Raw genomic sequence first — 13304 nt, 5'->3', positions numbered from 1 at the left:
ATTCATTAACCAGTTGTTTATTGGATGACAAAAGGAATCTATGTCTGCTCTGATTAATAATTAGTGGTAAGCAAGATATTTGCGGTTCAATGCGAATGATTTTTTTGTTCCAGGCTGGACCGGAGAGGCGGGAAACCCGGAATGGCATGGCGCGAGTCGATGTCTACGGTAATGAACCGTTTTTGGCGCTGTCGTTCCGGGGACTTTTCGCATTGTCAAGCGTGCGCCGTATTGCAGCGATTTGGTCGGCCGGGTAATTTTTAGCGTCGCTCAGGGCGTTTGACAGCAACGCCGCTGCCCGGCCGCGCTTGTTCTGCTGCAGCAGGATAAGGCCGGCTTTGTATTCGGCGGCCGCAGTGTTCTGGGTGAGCGGAAATTCCTTCAGATATTTTTCGTACCAGACCAGAGCCCTGCCCGGATCGGTCTTATACTCGAGGTCGGCAAGCCGGAGGTACGATTCGCCGGTAAAATTGCCCCCGGGAAATTTTTTCAGGTATTCGTTAAACGCTTCCCTGATCTCGGGTGCGGCCGCGCCGTTGTCGTACAGCAGCCGCCCGATGGAAAACAGCGCGATCTCCCTGCCGTAGGCTGACGACCCCGAGCGGGCAAGCACGGCCCGGTAGGTCTCAACGGATTTTTTCCAGTCCAGCGCTTCCAGCCGTACCGCAAGCTCGAGAAGCGAGTCGCGGGGCGGCGAAAAGCCTTTATTGACATGATGGAATTGCGGCTCCGGTTTCCGCGGCGCAAACGCCGTTTCCGGCAGAGGATGATTCTGGCTGTTTGGCAAACGGTCCATTTCAGCTTGGGCAACAGCATAGGCGCCGGCCTTGTCGCTGAACGCAAACAGGTCGCCCGCCGTGACAAGCGTCGCAACGCCTTCGCCCTCGATCCAAACGGCCCCTTCAAGCACCTGCACGGCGGTGCGCCCCCGCGCCTGCGGAGTAAGCCTGAACACCGTGCCCACGACGTGAATCGTATAATCTTTGGTGGTCACCGAGAATTCCTGGCCAGGTATTTTTTTGGTGACAGCGAAAATAACACGGCCGGCCGTTTCCGGGGTATATTCCTTGAAATCAACGGCATATTCCATGCGGCGGCGCCTGGCCTTGCGAATGGTGATCTCTGCGCCGTCTGCAACAACCACAGTGCCGCGTCTGTTTGAAAGAACCAGTGTCTGGCCGGCGGCCGACCGCACTGTTTGGCTTTCACGGACGATGCCGGCCAAACGAGGCATCCCGCCTTGTGCGGTCAGTATTGTCGCGAGCGGCAGATCATTGCTCCTGAAGGCGTACCAGCCGTAAAACGCGGATACGCCGAAAACCAGAATGAGGAGCGCGATAAAAGTTGTTTTGTATTTTGAGATCGCAAGAGACATGGTTGAAAACAGCAGCGGAAAGGAATAGGGCGTTGACGTTGCGGGAATGGTGTACGACAGTCTTTTCTCAAGCGCGGAGAGATCTTCCGTGCCGATGATATCTTTTTTAACGTACAATTCCCATGGCTCGGCATTATCGGCTTGAGAAATCCTGTCGAACAACTCTTGCTCTGAATTATCGACAAGTTCCGGAGGGACAGTCTCGTCCAAAGCGACAACGGCTTCCCAGGGCGGCATTGTCTTCTCAGGGGACTGGCCGCGCTCGAACTTTTCAATTCTGTCAAACAGGGCAGCTTCAATGCGGTCGAACATTCCCGATGGGGCCGAAATGTCCTGCCTGAGCAAGTCCATTCCTGGAATGTCGTTATTGTCTGTTATTTCCATAATCATCTTTTCATCCGGCGTTCTGGATAAATTCCTTCATCTGCTTGCGCGCGGTAAACAGCCGCGACTTCACCGTGCCCTCGGGAATATTCATGACCGCGGCGATTTCCCCGATTTCCATTTCACTGTATATATTGAGCACAAGCGGAATTCTGAGGGAATCATCCAGTCCGGCAAGCGCCTTCTCCACGAGGTCCCTGAGCGCGAGCCTGTTTTCGCGCGATTCCGTTTTGTCCGGTATGGTCTCCTGCGTATCGTCGAAATTAATGGTTGGTTCACCGGGTTTTCGCTTTGCCGCGAGTTTGTACCGCAGATTGCCGCTGCACACCTGCACCACCACACGGTGGAACCACGTGGTGAACGACGACGCGCCCTCAAACGTGCGCAGCGAAAGATACACCTGGAAAAACGTCTCCTGCAGAAGGTCTTCATGGTCGGAAGAAGGCCCGGTGATTTTATAAATGAGATTGTATGCGTACATTTTATACAAGTCAAATATTGTTTTGAACGCGGCCCTGTCCCCGGCTTTACAAGCGCTCAGGACCTCCTTTGAGGGCTCCACGATCGTTTTCATCACAGTCCTTCTTCCCCTCTGTTTAGTGGGAAAAATCGGCATGATGGTTCATCGGTCAGGCGGCTTGTTAATCCTTCGTGATTTTTCCGTGTTTTCCGTGTCTCCGTGGTGAATTCTTTCCTACCAGAAAAACGTCACCACAAACAGCGCGCACGCAAGCCCGAGCGAAATGCCCGCTCCATATTCGCATCCCTGTGCAAGGGAAAAAGTCCTGCCGAATTCGTCCGGATTGCTGGTAAGATCATTTTCGCCCAGCCGCCGGTATTTCTGATAATAGTAGTATTCGCATCCGTATAGTGCGGCGGACACGGCGGCGCAGGCGACGGCGGGACCAAACGCGGCCGAATGGTAAGGCATGCGCTTGACAAGAACGATGAAGGCGGTGTCCGGGTTGCGGGCCTCGGAAAGCTGCAAGCGCACCGTCTTGGGAAGAAAACCTTTTTTTTGCGCCGTGACGTCGGTGATGCCGAAGGCGACGTCCCACGCCACGGGACATTTTCCATAGAGCCCGGCCGAGCTTTTTACGTCGGCCTGCGGCGGGAGGCTGCTGACCACCAGCCGGCAGGAGAACCTGCTCCGCAGGTTTTCGGCGATCTTTTTTGCCGCGAGAAGGGCCGCGGCGGTCGTGTCCATCTTCGTATATGCTATGTCAACAAGCGGCGCAAGGGTGTCGTGCATCCCCGCTTTCCATGAAGGAAACCGAACCAAGGTCGCGCGCAAAGACGTTGCGCCGTCATCCCGGTGCCGCGGACGGACAACGAGCACCATGGTTGAGGAATCCATCGCCAAAGTGTTGTCCGCCGCGGGCGGCTGCCGCACCTTCCAGTCGGCCGTAGAAAGATTCTGCCTGAGGTGGAGAAGAAGTGCCGAGGAAAATCCCGGGAAAACGCAAGAATCAAGCGTGGTGTCCGTGACAAGGAGAATAGTATTTTGTGAAGAACGATTTTCCGCCTGAACCGTGTGGCAAAAAGCCGCAATGATAAAGGCCCGGAGAAATAATCGTTCCGATGAACGCATGAAACGCTTCATATCACAAATATGCTTTCTGCTGTGGCCGGCCGCCATGGCCACGGGGATTTCCTGCATTGCAAGGGACAATCCTTTTGATCCCGCGAACCGGCACGCGCTCCCGGCGGGGGAAAAAACAATTGTCACCAGCCAGGATTCCCTCATGGCAAGGGCGTTGAGCGCCCGGGCCGGCGACACCATCGCGCTCGCTGCCGGCACCTACGTTGTTTCGCTCAGGTTCGGCAGCAGCGGCACGGCCGACCTTCCCATCGTGCTTGCCGGGACCGACAGTACGACGGTGGTGCGGGCGCAGCCCGGACTCGGCATTCTCTACATCAGCGGCCAGCGTTCAATCAGATTCTCCAATATCGTGTTCGACTCCAGCTATGCAAGTGGTGTCAAAGTCGAAAACGGTTCATCCGACATTGATTTCTCCGACTGCGCGTTTCGCGACAATGCCCTTGACGGACTGGAAATCACCGACAGCGACGTGCGCGCTGCCCGTTGTGCGTTCCTGAACAACGGCAGGAACGGGGTCAGGATCAGCGGCGATGCCACGGCCGGCCACACGGCGGCGCTTGACAATGTCCTTTCGGCGCACAACGCCAAGGAGGGCATTGCGGTGATCGCCACGCCCGCAACGGTCACGCAAGCCACGGTTTCCGACAACGACAGCTGTGGCATCAGCATCACCACGCCGGCGGGCGCGGTGAGCGTCACACGGTCGATCATCGCCTACAACGCCGGCGCGGCTGTTTCCGGATTGTGGGATTCAACCGTCTCCCAAGTTGTTTTTGATTCCCTCGATCTTTTTTTAAACCAGCAGGAAATCACCCTGGCCCCTGCCTCAGCGCAGCAGTATTGGACCTATGACCCGATGTTTGCAAACAGGAATGCCTGCGATTACTCGATAGGCCCGGGAAGCGAGGTTTACCTGATGGAACAGCAGGGGATCGTGATCGGGTACAGAAAGTAATGCGGCGCTTATTGCGGGACGGCGATTAGCCTCAAGGTGTCATAGCCGAGGGTTTTCAATTTGTCGATGAGCTTGTCAAGAATGGCCTTATCGAGCCTGGGGGCTCTGCACAAAATCCACGCATATTTTGGCGGACTGCAAACAAGCGCGTGCTGGTAGTTTGCTTTGTCAAGATCGACTATAATATAATCTCCGAAAAAAATCCAGAAAAAGGAAACCCGGAGATGCCCTTTTGAAGGTTCGCCCGCGAACTTTGCCTTGCCGCGCGCGATGGAGATTTTTCCATCGGCCGTTTTTTTATGGCCCTGGTTCACAACGCTCACCATGCCGTTTTCCTTGAGGCCGTAGGTGGCGGTGACGGCCACCAGGCCTTTTTCAAACGGCGCGGGCATGCGCGCGATTTCGTACCAGGTGCCAAGATATTTTTCAAGATCGAAACCGTCAACAGGCGTGATCATACATCCCTCCGTCATGCCGTCAGGGAAGCACTAATACAAGTTTTCCGTTTTTATTGATAAAGCCGTTCACATTGTTCTGGCGGACCCGGCCCAGGCCGTCGGAAAACGGCGCGGCCTCGTCGAATTGCGGCGCAACGACCATTGTTCCCGATTTGTCAATGTATCCCCATTTGTTTTCGGTGCGCACGGGCGCGAGACCCTCCGAAAACTGCCCGCCCGCCTCGAACCGCGGGGTGATGACGAACGTTCCCGCGGTGTCGATGTAGCCGGTCCTGCCGCCGGCAAGGAAGCCGAACTCGTCGGCCGAGCCGCCGACCACCACGGCCGCGAGCCCTTCGGAAAAACTGTGCGCGATGTCGAACTGGGGCGCGATCACGAACTCGCCGTTTTTCCCGAGGTAGCCGCATTTCTGCGCGGACCGCTCGCCGTATTCGTCGCTTGCGGCGTGGATGACGGCCATGGCCCGGTTGTCGGCGAAATCGCCGGCCAGGTCGAACCGCGGGTTGATGACGATCCTTCCCTTGCGGTCGATGAAGCCGCGCCTGCCCGACCGGTCGTCGCCGATGCGGACTTTGGCGAGCCCCTCGCGGAACGGGTAGCAGAGGTCGAACTGCGGCGCGATCACGATCGTTCCTGTCTTGTCAATGTAGCCCCACCGGCCGTGCACGGCGACCGCGGCGAGCCCCTCAGAAAAATCCCCGGCGAGCTCGAACTGCGGATTGATGGCAAAGGCGCCCTTGGCGTTGATGTAGCCGCGCTTGGCGTTGAGGTCGCCGCCGACTTTAACCCGGGCGAGGCCGTCGCGGAACTCTCCGGCGCCGTCAAACTGCGGTGTGACGGCGAATTCGCCTTTTTTGTTGATGTACCCCCACAGCCCCTTGCTCTGCACCGCGGCCAGTCCCTCGGAAAAATCGCGCGCTGCGGAGCACGGCACCTTTACGGTGACGGGTCCGGTCTCGGGTGCGGACTTTTTCCCCGGCGCCTGACCATTTACAAAGGAAAATGCTGCGGCCGTAATGACAGCGACAAGAATCCTTTTTTTCATCGGACTGCCTCCCGTTGTTGATACCAAGGAATCTTTAAAATAATTGCGGAACCAATCGAGCACCACATCCGGGCTCCTGCGATTTGTTATCCCGGCATACATTTCTTATATTAAATAAGCGGGCGAAAGACGCTTGATCCATTAAACCGTGAACTTTCACCACAAACCTTCATCCTAAAAAGGAGTTGTTTATGAAACGCTTACGCCTTTTTGCAATCGCTGCGGTTGCCGGCATTTCCCTGATGATGGTCGGCTGCGCAAAGGAGCCCATGCAGGAAGAGGCCGCCGCAAAGGCCGCTGTTGACGCCGCCAAGGCCGCGCAGGCCGACAAATACGTCGCCTCCGATTTCATGGCGCTTCAGGCGTCCCTCACCAGCGCGCTTGACGACATCCAGGCGCAAAAGAAAAAAAGCCCCATGAGCAGGAACTACGAAAAGGCGAAGGCGAGCCTGGTTTCGATCACGGCAAAGGCCGCGGAACTCAAGGCAAAGGCCGCGGAAGAAATGGCGAAAGTGCAGACCGAACTTGAAACAACGCTTGCGACACTGACCGCGGACATCGCCAAGGCCAAGGACATGCTGAAGAAGCCGCCAAAAGCCAAAAAGGCAAAGGCCCAGTTCCAGGCCAAGGTAAAGATTGTTGCGGATGCGGAGGCGAAGGCCGCGAGCGCCCAGAGCCTCAAGGCGAGCGGCGACCTTGCAGGAGCACTTGATGCGGCAAAGGCGGGCATTGCGACGCTTGAATCGGCAAAGGCCGAGCCGGCCCCCGCGCCGGCAAAGGCCAAAGCGGCATCAAAGCCGGCAAAACACAAGGGAAAGAAAAGAAAATAAAAAGAACTGAACGATGTGACTCCAACGGCCTTTCCAAGTGGAAAGGCCGTTATTGTTTTTGAGAAAAAATTTTCAAGCTGGGAACCAGTTTTTGATTCCTCCATCGAAGTTGCCCGTCAGCAGCGGTATTGTCTCGCAATAGCCCGCCCAATGTTCATTACCGCCACGTTTTTCCGACTTATACCTCCTGTATCGATTTGCACGGCCCGATTTTCGTCAATGGCATTCCTGTTGCATGAAAAATGCGATGCTTGTTGGGACTGGGTCGGCGTTGAAAAGGAGGTAAGCCATGTCACCTAAAAAAAGGTTCATTTTGGCCGGTGTTTTTGGTCCAGGGTTGTTCTTGGCCCTTATCGGCAACTGCTTCTGGCCGGGCCGCGAGGGGCCGCAGGGGCCGGAGGGCCCGGAATTGCGTGGCACGTTATACGGGTTCGTCACCTTGATAAAAGCGAACGGCGACCAGCCTGCAGACCGGTCGGGTGTGCGCGTGAGCGCCGATTGGTCGTGGGCCGCAACGCAGACCGACAGCGCGGGGGAATGGGCCTTTTCCCGTGCCGAAACCGGGATATACACCTTAACATTTTCAAAAGACGGTTACGGGACGTCAAAAGAGGTCCAGGTGCAGTTTGTCGGCGGCGGAGACCGGAACATCGGCACAGTGAACCTGTGCGAGCCGCCTGCGTTTTTTATCGACAGTGTCTGGACACGGGTGCCGAAAACCGGGGACACGAATTCAGTATATCTTGGGGTGCGCGCCTCCGACAGTCTCGTCCACGGACAGTACAAGGTGATCCTGTTTTTCAGCCACGGCGCATCGGTTTCGCGCGACCCGGCATCCTATCTGGCGGCAAGCCCAGAAAACACTTTTTTCATCGGCGGGATCGATTCGACGGGGATCCGCCTGCAGCCGGTGGCCTTTGCGAGCGCCGGGTTCCAGAGCGGTGATACCCTGTATACCGTCGCGTATGCCGCGTCCGCGGGTTCGGAAAACAGCGGGTATCTTGATCTTTCGACAAACCGGTTCGTGTACACGAATATCGACACGCTTCCGTCAAACCGGCTCGTTTTTGTGGTGCCTTGACAGAGGGTATTTTAAAGGGCGGAAACGGGCGCGTATTTTGCCGGCGATTTTATTCCATGAACTGCTCGGCGGGTTCTTTTTTCGCCGCCTCGAGGATCTTACCCGCCACATATTCCGGCGTGTCAATGACCGGGGCATGGCCGCGCTGCTGCATGCCCAGGCGGTGGTCTCCGAGCGCGTTTTTCCCGAAATCGGTTGCCGTCATGCGGGGATAGACGGTGACCACGCGAATCTTGTCGGGCGCAAGCTCGTCGCGCGCCGTGTCGGACAGCATCGAAAGGGCGCATTTCGACGCGGCGTACGCGCCGAGCCCGGGGATGTGCATCCTGGTCACCATGGAGCTGATGTTGATGATGAGCCCGCCGCCCTTCACGCGCATTTTATGGACAACGGCCTGAATGGCCCAGAGAGGGCCGAACACGTTGAGCGTGAGGATCGAGTGGAGGTGGTCGGGATTTATGTCCGCGACCGAGCCGACGGCGGACTGGCCGGCGTTGTTGATGAGAATGTCGATGCGACCGTAACGCGCAAATGCCTTTTCAATGAGATTGTTGACGGCGTTCTTGTCGCGTATGTCGGTGGCGACCGACAGCGCATCATGCCCCAGTTTGTGAAGTTCAGCCGCAAGTGCTGTGAGCTTGTCCGCCGACCGCGCCGCGAGCACCACCTTTGCGCCTTCCGCCGCAAAGCGTTTGGCGGTGGCAAGCCCGATGCCCGCGGATGCGCCCGTAATAATGGCAACTTTTCCCGGAATGTCCATGTGTATCCCTCCTCTACAGCTCAAATTATATCTTTTATATCCTAGGATTTCAATCCGACCGATGCGATAATTCCACCAGCGATATAGGCGACCACCCACCATCCATAGGCGATCCGGGTGTAGAGGTGGAGGCCTCGCGGCACTTTTACGGCATTGCGGTTTTTCCGCCAATGCCCCCAGATCATCATGGTTTCGATCAGCATTGCCAGAAGCGCGGAATAGCCGATGACGCCGTGGACCGTTATGGGAATGTTGCGCGATCCGACAATCATGTACATCGTTGACGTAATGTCGCAGGCAAGGCCCGCGGTGAGAAAGGTCAGCACGAGTTTTGAGACGATAGGTTTGCGCTGTTCGGCGATCACCGCGATGGAATAAAATAGCAACGCGAATGAAACGATGACCACGCCGGTCATAAGAACTTGGTTCACAAAGATGTTTTCCTGCCGGAGCGGGCTTGAAAAATTTCGTGTAATACGTGTAATAATAGTGTAATAAGAAAATAGTATTTATTCATGTTCCGCAGAAACCATTGCCGGATGTTTTGGTTAATATGCTTTCCCCGACTCGTCGGTCATCGGCACAAAACGGACACGCACGATGGCGTTGCGGATGAGAGCGCCGCTCTTTTTCCTGAACAACTGCAGCTCCTGCACCGTTGCCCCGCCCGTCGGTATCACCATGATGCCCCCTTCCTTGAGCTGGTCCGCAAGCGGCTTCGGCACCCGCGTGGCTGCGCAGGTGACGATGATGCCGTCAAAGGGCGCATGTTCTTTCCATCCCTGGTATCCATCGCCGATGCGGACCTTGACTCGCGCGTAGCCGAGCGACGAAAGCAGCTTTCCCGCGCTCTCGCCGAGGAACTTGTTTATCTCAACGGTAAACACGCTATCGCACAATTCCGCAAGCACCGCCGCCTGATATCCGGAGCCTGTGCCGATTTCCAAGACCTTTGAGGATCTGTTGACCGCGAGCGCCTGGGTCATGAGCGCAACGACATAGGGTTGCGAAATGGTTTGGCCTTCGCTGATGGGAAGAGGACGGTCTTCATAAGCGCTGCCTTTATATGGGTCAGGGACAAATTTGTGGCGCTCCACCTTTAACATTGCGGAAAGCACGTTCGTATCCTTAACTCCCCGCGCTTCAATTTGCGTCCGCACCATCTTTTCCCGCATTACCGCAAACTCGCGCTCTGATTGTGTAGCATTCCCAGCACCCGAAAGACCCAGAACGCACAAGGCCACGATCATGATTGTTCTTATCATGAATGCCCTCCTTGGATATTCGGTTGGCGTCAAGGAGGTATTGTGGCGGAGGCTGCGCGGAAGGGGAAGTGCTTTTATCTTATTGGGATCGTGCAATCAACCCGCTGGCGGTCACCAGGATCTTCACGCTCTTGACATCACGGACAGGCACGAACGCGGCCGAGCCGTAATAGGCGTCGAGGATGGGCGAAAGAAAGGAATAACGGGTCCGCAGGAAAAAAAGGTCCCAGGGCTGGATGGTGCCGCCGAACGAATACAGGGTTCGCAGCTTGGTGCGCTCGTCACCGATGTCGGTGTACCGGCCCGCAACGCGGTCGAGGCAGTAGCCCGTGCGCAGTCCCAGCACATTGACAAAAGGTTTCCATTTGAGAATGCGGGCGTCAACGTACAGCTCGTCGCCCGCGATCGTAAACGCGGTGTCGCGGCGTCCAGGGCGAACCACTTTTGCCGTGAACTGCTGGCTTCCCAGGGGCGTGATGAACACGGTGGCGGCGAGGTCTTCACGGGTAAGCGCCTTATACCCGATGCTCCCCACTGAAATCACAATCGCCAGGAGGCCGGAAAGCATCATTACCAGCGTCAGGAGCAGATACGTGAATGCCCCCATGAAGCGCCGGAGCCGCCAAGACCGGTAGATAAGGACGCCGAAGACGAGGGCGAGGAGGAAAAAGACCGCGATGAGAATGGAAATGATGGAGTTCATGGTTCAATACTAGAAATATATTTTTTTACATTTTGTTGACAAGAACAATGTCTTCCCGAAAACAAAATGAACCTTGCAAGAAGCACCGCGTCCCGGAATAAAAAAGGGCCCGTAAAGGCGAGCCCTTCCCATATTTAACCGACCTGCAATTGCCGTTACTTTGCAAACAGGAATATTCTGCCCTGCGCGGTCTTGTTCTCCTGCGTCATGCGGATAAACGTCATGCCCGAGCCAATGACCTTGTTCCTGAGCTGGCTATGGTTGTATCCAAGGGCGACATTGTTTATTGTCTCCGCGAACAGCAGGGCGCCGCGGGCGTTGAAGCACTGCACCGCAACCGGTTCAGTGTTCGCGGCCGTGAAGTTGAGCTGCAGCGCCTTGTTCGTCTGCGGCGTGATGCTGTTCAGGGACAGGCCGCCGTTGCGGGCGGCGAAGAGATGGCGGTCGGCGACGGAGACGGGGCCGACATAGGTGAAGTCGACGAAGTCGACATTCATGGGGCCGTTTCCCTCGGGATTCGTGCAGACCTGGTATCTAAAGAGCTGCACTCCGGAATCGAGCGCCAGTTGGCGGTAGTTTTTCATATACCACCATGAGTGAAAATCGTATGCACAGCCAGAGGTAAAATGCAGGGTGTCTGTTCCGGTACTTATGGAATCGGTACCGTTCAACAGGGAGATCTCAATGTATGGACCCCATGGGGGTTGAATGTCCGCTGCAGTCTGAAAAATGCTCAGATTGTAAATGCCGGGTTGCTTCACATAAACCGTATATTTTGTCCAGTCACCCATATTGGCGTCCGCAAGGTAGCAATCGTTAGCGGCGGAATCGTGAACATAGTCCGGACCAACCCAGCCGGTACTCATGCAATCGCCTCCCTCACCCATTATTTGCAGGCTGGGTCCGGTAATCGCGCGCAGGTTATGGCAAGCCCATTGGCCGATGGCCATGTAATCGTGCCAGGTTACTCCATTGGTGTTTGCATCCAGTGTTGCCTCGGACTGTGTTTTTCCGGCCATGCCCTGGTCAAAGCGGAATAACCTGATTCTTCCCGGGATCTGCTGGATCGAGTCCAGATAGGGAAATCCTTTATACCCGGTCGGAATTGCGGAATCGGAAGGCAGGGAAAAAATAAGGACGGCAAGGATCGATCCGGCAACGGCAACGCGCCGCGCCGCTGAAAAGAATTTCATAAATCCCCCTCTATAGTATGTGTGTTCTCTTCCCGGTGTGTAATATAAACAAAAAATGAAGGAATTTCAACGAAAGAATGAGGACGAAAAAGAAAGGCCGGCGCGCGGCCATGCTCTCTTGACAACATTCAAGCAATACCGTCAAAAGGTAAATTTATTTTCGATTGTTATCAATGAGCAATCGAGGTGGTATTTTCTTATATTATCGGATGAGAGCATGCGGCAATTGAATGAGATCGATAGTTGATTCCAAGAGTATCGTGGTGTTTATCATTTCGTTGGCGCGACACTATTTACTTTTCGGGGGAAATCATGAAAAAAATTTCCAGACTTTTATTGATTGGCATTATTCTGCTATTTTCAAACAAGCCCGCCCGCTCCGACGAATTCAGCCCCGACTCGATCACCAAGATCATGAAAAAAGTGGCGGGGTACCGGCTGTCGCACGGTGTCAAGAGCCTGGGCGACTGGTTCGCCAGCAGCACGAACTGGGACGCGGGAGCGTATATGACCGGCGTCTGCGCGCTCTACCGTCATACGAATGAAAAGCAGTATCTGGACAGCATCGTCAATTTCGGCGTTTTCGCGAACTGGACGCCGGCCAGCGGCAACCCGGACAACGAATGCTGCGCGCAGACCTTCTGCGAGTCGTATCTATTCGCGGCGGACACGTCGAAAAAATACATGTACGAACCGTGGCTCAGCCGCGTCACCGCGGATTTTTTGAGTCACTCGCCGTCGGGCCGTTCGTACTGGTACTGGTGCGACGCGCTGTACATGGCGCCGCCCGGGCTCGCCATGCTCGCCTCCATCACGGGCCAGACGCGCATCCTCGACTCGCTTTACAAATGCTGGTGGGATGACGCGCAGGTGATCTACAGCGACACGTTCCACCTGTACTGGCGCGATCCCGGCTACAAGCTTCCCAAAGTCGATTCCCTCGGAAAGCCCATTTTCTGGGCGCCGGGCGAAGCGTGGGTGCTGGGCGGCCAGGCGCGCATCCTCAAATATACGCCGCTCAATTACCACGGCCGCGACTCCATGATAACCCAGTTCCGCGACCAGCTTGCCGCGGTGGTCGCATGCCAGCAGGGCGACGGGCTGTGGACCACGAGCCTCCTCGATTCGGTGGAGTTCTGGCAGCACGAAACAAGTTCTACCGCGTTTTTCTGCTTTGCCATGGCTTGGGGCATCAACAACGGGATCCTGGATTCGGCCGTGTTCACGCCTCCCATGCGCAGGGCGTGGAGCGGGCTTGTCAAAAATATCGCATCGGACGGCAAACTCATGTACTGCCAAACCGTGGCGCAGGAGCCGTTTAACAACATGTCGGCCGATTATTCCAGTTCGGAGGGCGAGGGCGCGCTGCTCCTTGCGGGAGAAGAAATGTACAAACGGGTCACCGGCGCGGTGGAGGTGCAAATTCCAAAACAAACGGTTGAAACAAAGAGATCGATTCCAGAATGTCAATTAGTGACGGCTATTACCAACGGATTTATAATTCCAAACAACGCGGCCCGATTGGAAATCTATACTATCCAAGGCAGAAAAATTTTCAGCGCAACGGCCGCGTCATTGAACCGGGATAAGACAATTTTAAATGGATATGGAAGGGGAATGTATCTGATCAGGTATTTCAAATAGAAATTGAA

General features: G+C 55.7%; 14 protein-coding genes. 4 read left to right on the top strand and 10 right to left on the bottom strand.

The genetic code is table 11. The features are described from left to right. Positions 1-163 precede the first annotated feature (163 nt). From VLX68_14020 to VLX68_14010, 3 genes are all read right to left on the bottom strand, one after another. Complete coding sequence (locus VLX68_14020) at positions 164-1759, bottom strand: FecR domain-containing protein (protein HUI93359.1); 1596 nt, start codon at positions 1757-1759, stop codon at positions 164-166. 10 nt (positions 1760-1769) lie between these two features. Next, complete coding sequence (locus VLX68_14015) at positions 1770-2333, bottom strand: RNA polymerase sigma factor (protein HUI93358.1); 564 nt, start codon at positions 2331-2333, stop codon at positions 1770-1772. 120 nt (positions 2334-2453) lie between these two features. Then, positions 2454-3350 carry a hypothetical protein gene (locus VLX68_14010; GenBank protein HUI93357.1) on the bottom strand — a complete coding sequence of 299 codons (897 nt, stop codon included), beginning with the start codon at positions 3348-3350 and terminating at the stop codon, positions 2454-2456. On the opposite strand from VLX68_14010, the gene VLX68_14005 reads away from it, so the two are divergent. Continuing rightward, on the top strand, positions 3349-4317 hold the full coding sequence (locus VLX68_14005) for a right-handed parallel beta-helix repeat-containing protein (GenBank protein ID HUI93356.1): 969 nt from the start codon (positions 3349-3351) through the stop codon (positions 4315-4317). The genes VLX68_14010 and VLX68_14005 overlap by 2 nt on opposite strands. Positions 4318-4325: 8 nt before the next feature. Here the strand turns inward: VLX68_14005 and VLX68_14000 are convergent, their stop codons facing one another. Together VLX68_14000 and VLX68_13995 are read right to left on the bottom strand one after the other, a co-directional pair. Further along, a complete protein-coding gene (locus VLX68_14000; GenBank protein HUI93355.1) occupies positions 4326-4775 on the bottom strand; it encodes a lipocalin family protein in 450 nt (149 codons plus the stop codon). Between the two features lie 19 nt (positions 4776-4794). Further along, the gene (locus VLX68_13995; protein ID HUI93354.1) at positions 4795-5820 is read right to left on the bottom strand and encodes a WG repeat-containing protein; all 1026 of its coding nucleotides are present in this window, start codon (positions 5818-5820) and stop codon (positions 4795-4797) included. Positions 5821-6011: 191 nt separating this feature from the next. Between VLX68_13995 and VLX68_13990 the strand changes: the two genes are divergently transcribed. Together VLX68_13990 and VLX68_13985 are read left to right on the top strand one after the other, a co-directional pair. Beyond that, positions 6012-6650: a hypothetical protein gene (locus tag VLX68_13990; GenBank protein ID HUI93353.1), complete on the top strand. Its 639-nt coding sequence runs from the start codon at positions 6012-6014 to the stop codon at positions 6648-6650. 289 nt (positions 6651-6939) lie between these two features. Continuing rightward, the gene (locus VLX68_13985) at positions 6940-7731 is read left to right on the top strand and encodes a carboxypeptidase-like regulatory domain-containing protein (GenBank protein HUI93352.1); all 792 of its coding nucleotides are present in this window, start codon (positions 6940-6942) and stop codon (positions 7729-7731) included. Positions 7732-7780: 49 nt separating this feature from the next. Here the strand turns inward: VLX68_13985 and VLX68_13980 are convergent, their stop codons facing one another. The 5 genes from VLX68_13980 to VLX68_13960 form a co-directional block, all read right to left on the bottom strand. Continuing rightward, positions 7781-8491, bottom strand: coding sequence for an SDR family oxidoreductase (locus tag VLX68_13980; GenBank protein HUI93351.1), 711 nt, complete (start codon positions 8489-8491; stop codon positions 7781-7783). Between the two features lie 41 nt (positions 8492-8532). Beyond that, positions 8533-8922 (bottom strand): hypothetical protein, encoded by a 390-nt coding sequence (locus VLX68_13975; GenBank protein HUI93350.1) that lies wholly within the window; start codon positions 8920-8922, stop codon positions 8533-8535. A gap of 117 nt (positions 8923-9039) precedes the next feature. Next, on the bottom strand, positions 9040-9756 hold the full coding sequence (locus tag VLX68_13970) for a protein-L-isoaspartate(D-aspartate) O-methyltransferase (GenBank protein ID HUI93349.1): 717 nt from the start codon (positions 9754-9756) through the stop codon (positions 9040-9042). Between the two features lie 79 nt (positions 9757-9835). Continuing rightward, positions 9836-10459, bottom strand: coding sequence for a hypothetical protein (locus VLX68_13965; GenBank protein HUI93348.1), 624 nt, complete (start codon positions 10457-10459; stop codon positions 9836-9838). 155 nt (positions 10460-10614) lie between these two features. Further along, positions 10615-11652: a hypothetical protein gene (locus VLX68_13960; protein HUI93347.1), complete on the bottom strand. Its 1038-nt coding sequence runs from the start codon at positions 11650-11652 to the stop codon at positions 10615-10617. A 312-nt stretch (positions 11653-11964) separates the two neighbouring features. Here VLX68_13960 and VLX68_13955 point away from each other — a divergent pair, with 312 nt between their 5' ends. Continuing rightward, positions 11965-13296, top strand: a complete 1332-nt coding sequence (locus tag VLX68_13955; GenBank protein ID HUI93346.1) for a glycoside hydrolase family 88 protein — start codon at positions 11965-11967, stop codon at positions 13294-13296. Positions 13297-13304: the final 8 nt, after the last annotated feature.

The organism is Chitinivibrionales bacterium (assembly GCA_035516255.1).
Taxonomy (GTDB): Bacteria; Fibrobacterota; Chitinivibrionia; order Chitinivibrionales; family FEN-1185; genus FEN-1185.
This window is presented reverse-complemented; position numbering and strand designations above follow the sequence as displayed.

Bases quoted from the DNA above. Each gene is read 5' to 3' on its own strand.
- VLX68_14020 (HUI93359.1), bottom strand. From the start codon at position 1,759: ATGGAAATAACAGACAATAACGACATTCCAGGAATGGACTTGCTCAGG.
- VLX68_14015 (HUI93358.1), bottom strand. From the start codon at position 2,333: ATGAAAACGATCGTGGAGCCCTCAAAGGAGGTCCTGAGCGCTTGTAAA.
- VLX68_14005 (HUI93356.1), top strand. From the start codon at position 3,349: ATGAAACGCTTCATATCACAAATATGCTTTCTGCTGTGGCCGGCCGCC.
- VLX68_14010 (HUI93357.1), bottom strand. From the start codon at position 3,350: ATGCGTTCATCGGAACGATTATTTCTCCGGGCCTTTATCATTGCGGCT.
- VLX68_14000 (HUI93355.1), bottom strand. From the start codon at position 4,775: ATGATCACGCCTGTTGACGGTTTCGATCTTGAAAAATATCTTGGCACC.
- VLX68_13995 (HUI93354.1), bottom strand. From the start codon at position 5,820: ATGAAAAAAAGGATTCTTGTCGCTGTCATTACGGCCGCAGCATTTTCC.
- VLX68_13990 (HUI93353.1), top strand. From the start codon at position 6,012: ATGAAACGCTTACGCCTTTTTGCAATCGCTGCGGTTGCCGGCATTTCC.
- VLX68_13985 (HUI93352.1), top strand. From the start codon at position 6,940: ATGTCACCTAAAAAAAGGTTCATTTTGGCCGGTGTTTTTGGTCCAGGG.
- VLX68_13980 (HUI93351.1), bottom strand. From the start codon at position 8,491: ATGGACATTCCGGGAAAAGTTGCCATTATTACGGGCGCATCCGCGGGC.
- VLX68_13970 (HUI93349.1), bottom strand. From the start codon at position 9,756: ATGATAAGAACAATCATGATCGTGGCCTTGTGCGTTCTGGGTCTTTCG.
- VLX68_13965 (HUI93348.1), bottom strand. From the start codon at position 10,459: ATGAACTCCATCATTTCCATTCTCATCGCGGTCTTTTTCCTCCTCGCC.
- VLX68_13960 (HUI93347.1), bottom strand. From the start codon at position 11,652: ATGAAATTCTTTTCAGCGGCGCGGCGCGTTGCCGTTGCCGGATCGATC.
- VLX68_13955 (HUI93346.1), top strand. From the start codon at position 11,965: ATGAAAAAAATTTCCAGACTTTTATTGATTGGCATTATTCTGCTATTT.